This is a genomic window from Novosphingobium sp. (assembly GCF_036733805.1).
GTDB lineage: Bacteria > Pseudomonadota > Alphaproteobacteria > Sphingomonadales > Sphingomonadaceae > Novosphingobium.
The window spans coordinates 1-3,540 of sequence record NZ_DAIMZT010000116.1; the positions used below are offsets into that span (position 1 = coordinate 1).

General features: G+C 62.8%; 4 protein-coding genes. All 4 read right to left on the reverse strand.

Translation table 11 applies throughout. The annotated features are described in order from the left end of the window. Positions 1 to 232, reverse strand: a 232-nt coding sequence (locus V7D69_RS15515) for a NuoI/complex I 23 kDa subunit family protein (protein WP_333606267.1), incomplete at its 3' end; no start/stop codon positions are given. Next, the gene (gene nuoH, locus V7D69_RS15520; protein ID WP_324064318.1) at positions 229 to 1,275 is read right to left on the reverse strand and encodes an NADH-quinone oxidoreductase subunit NuoH; all 1,047 of its coding nucleotides are present in this window, start codon (positions 1,273 to 1,275) and stop codon (positions 229 to 231) included. The genes nuoH and V7D69_RS15515, both read right to left, overlap by 4 nt. Next, entirely contained in the window at positions 1,272 to 3,290 is a 2,019-nt protein-coding gene (nuoG, locus tag V7D69_RS15525; protein ID WP_333606268.1) for an NADH-quinone oxidoreductase subunit NuoG, read from the reverse strand. Before nuoG ends, nuoH begins: the two co-directional genes overlap by 4 nt. Beyond that, positions 3,290 to 3,540: NADH-ubiquinone oxidoreductase-F iron-sulfur binding region domain-containing protein (locus V7D69_RS15530; RefSeq protein WP_333606269.1), on the reverse strand; the 251-nt coding region annotated here is incomplete at its 5' end. The genes V7D69_RS15530 and nuoG, both read right to left, overlap by 1 nt.

The window sequence follows — 3,540 nt, forward strand, 5'->3', positions numbered from 1 at the left end:
TGATCGCCTGCGCCGGGCAGATCGCCTCGCACAGCTTGCACGCGATGCAGCGTTCCTCGCCGTTGGGATAACGGCGCAGCGCGTGCTCGCCCCGGAAGCGCGGGGAGAGCGGGTTCTTCTCGAACGGGTAGTTGATCGTCGCCTTGGGCTTGAAGAAATACTTCAAGGTCAGCCAATGCGCTTTCACGAACTCCCAGAGCGTAAAGCTCTTGATGAGTTGTCCGACGGTCATGCGAAATGTCCGGTAGCCATGAGGTAGCCGCTGACGATCACCACGAAAGCCAGCGAGACGGGCAGGAAGACCTTCCAACCCAGGCGCATCAACTGGTCATAGCGATACCGGGGCACGGTCGCCTTCACCCAGCTGAACACGAAGAAGAAGAACAGCACCTTGAGCACGAACCAGAAGAAGCCAGGCACGAGGTACAGCACGGGAATGTCGAGCGGCGGCAACCATCCGCCCCAGAACAGCGTGGCGTTGAGCGCACACATCAGCAGCACGTTGGCATATTCGCCTAGCCAGTAGGCGGCAAAGGACATCGACGAATATTCGGTCTGGTAACCGGCCACCAGTTCGCTTTCCGCTTCGGTCAGGTCGAACGGCGCGCGCTGGGTTTCAGCCATGCCGGAAATGAGGAACATCACCCACATGGGGAACAGCAGCAAGTTGAACCCGAAAGCGTTCACGATGCCGAGGCCATGGCCTTTCTGCGCCATGACGATGCCGTTCAAGTTGAACGTCCCTGCCCACAGCACCACGCAGATCAGGATGAAGCCGATCGAGACTTCGTAAGAGATCATCTGCGCCGAGGCGCGCATCGCCGAGAAGAACGGATACTTCGAGTTCGAAGCCCATCCCGCCATTACCGTGCCGTAAACACCCAGCGAAGAGATTGCGAGCACATAGAGCAGGCCGACATTGATGTTCGCGAAAACCGCGCCCGAATTGAACGGAATCACCGCCCAGGCCAACAGCGCGACGGAGAATGTCACGATCGGCGCGATCAGAAACAGACCCTTGTTCGCCGCCGAAGGAACGATGGTTTCCTGCAGGAAAACCTTGATGCCATCCGCAAAGCTTTGCAGCAGGCCGAACGGACCGACCACGTTCGGGCCGCGCCGCAGCGCCATCGCCGCCCAGATCTTGCGATCAGCGTAGATAATCATGGCCACGCACAGAAGCAGCGGCAGGGCGATCAGCAAGGTGGCGCAGATCGTGGCGATGGACCAAGCCCATTCGTAGGGCATCCCCAGGGATTGGAAGAAAGCGGTCATTCCGCCGCCTCCGCAAATTCCTCACCATGCAGCAATTCCGCCGAGCAGCGCTGCATCGTCGCACTGGCGCGAGCGATGGGGTTGGTCATGTAGAAGTCCTTGACCGGATAAGTGATCGGACCGGAAGCGGAGCCGCCACCGAGAGGCAGGTCGCTGCCGTAGTCCGCCAGCCCCTCGCTGCCAAGGGCCGGAACCTCGGAAATCATCAGGTCACGAAGTTCATCGAGGCTGTCGAAGCCGACCGAGACTCCGAAGGCGTCGGCCAGCGCGCGCAGAATCGTCCAATCCTCGCGCGCGTCACCTGGCGCGAACACGGCCTTGTCCGACCACTGCACTCGGCCTTCGGTATTGACGTAAGTGCCCGCCTTCTCGGTGTAGGCGGACGCCGGCAGGATCACGTCGGCGGCATGAGCGCCCTTGTCGCCGTGATGCCCGATGTAGACGATCATAGAACCGGCGAACTTCGCATAGTCCACCTCGTCGGCGCCGAGCGAAAGTAGAACCTTGGGCTTGGCCGCGACCAGATCGGCGATACCGCCCTTCCGCGCGTAGCCCAACATCAGACCGCCCATCCGACTCGCCGCCATGTGCAGCACATTGAAGCCGTTCCACTTCGAACCGTCTTCCAGATCGCGCACCAGGTTGAACTGGCTGGCAAGCGCCAGAGCGGCTTCCAAGCCGCCGCGGCCCAGCCCTGCCCCGCCGACGATCACCGCCGGACGCGCCGCGCCTTTCAGCGCGTCGACCACATGCCCCGGCAGGTTGCCGATCAAGGAAAGGTCATCACCCAGGAACTCGCCGCCGAAAGTGGTTTCCCATTCAGGGCCGATCAGGAACACCTTGGCGCCGCGCTTCACCGCCTTGCGCAGGCGCACGTTCACCAGCGGCGCTTCCCAGCGGACATTGCTGCCCACGATCAGGATCGCGTCGGCGGTCTCGATGCCGGCGAAGCTGGTGTTGAAGTTCACCGCCGCCAGGCTAGACGTGTCATAGTCCATCCCGGTCTGGCGGCCTTCCAGCAGCGTCGAGCCGAGCGCGCCGACCAGCTTCTTGGCCGCAAACATCGTCTCGCAATCGACCATGTCGCCTGCGACGGCGGCGATCGAATTGCCGGGCTTGAGCGTGGCGATGGCGGCGAAAGCCTCGTTCCAGGTCACCGGAACCAGCTTGCCGTCACGGCGGAGGTACGGCCGATCGAGGCGGCGCTTGGTCAGGCCGTCAACCTGATAGCGCGCCTTGTCGCTGATCCATTCCTCATTCACGTCGTCATTCACGCGCGGCAGCACGCGCAGCACTTCGCGGCCACGGCTATCGATTCGGATGTTCGCGCCGCAGGCGTCGGACGCGTCGATGCCCAGCGTCTTCTTCAGCTCCCACGGCCGCGCCTCATAGGCATAAGGGCGTGAGGTGAGTGCGCCGACCGGGCAGAGATCGATAACGTTGGCGCTCATCTCATGCTTGGCGGCATGCTCTAGATAAGTCGTGATCTGCATGTTCTCGCCGCGATAGAGCGCGCCGATCTCGTCCACGCCGGCGATCTCTTCGCTGAAGCGCACGCAGCGGGTGCAGTGGATGCAGCGGGTCATCACCGTCTTGATGAGCGGCCCCATGTATTTCTCGGTAACCGCGCGCTTATTCTCGTGATAGCGCGAGCCGCCACGGCCATAGGCCACCGACTGGTCCTGCAGATCGCACTCGCCGCCCTGATCGCAGATCGGGCAATCGAGCGGGTGATTGATGAGCAAGAACTCCATCACCCCTTCGCGCGCCTTCTTGACCATCTCGGAGTCAGTGCGGATTTCCTGGCCCTCCGCAGCCGGAAGCGCGCAGGACGCCTGCGGCTTGGGCGGCCCGGGCTTCACTTCGACCAGGCACATGCGGCAGTTGCCGGCGATGGACAGGCGCTCGTGATAGCAGAAGCGCGGGATTTCCTTGCCGGCAAGCTCGCACGCCTGCAGCACAGTGGCGCCGTTGGGAACTTCGAGTTCTACGCCGTCTACGGTGACTTTAGGCATTACTCAGCGGCCTCCGCCATATTTCCAGCTTGAGCGATCCGGCGCTCCAGTTCCGGCCGGAAGTGGCGGATCAGGCCCTGGATCGGCCAAGCCGCCGCGTCACCCAGCGCACAAATGGTGTGGCCTTCGACCTGCTTGGTGACCTGCTGGAGGATGTCGATTTCCTCCACCTGGGCCTCGCCCGTCCGCAGGCGTTCCATCACGCGCCACATCCAGCCGGTGCCTTCGCGGCAAGGGGTGCACTGGCCGC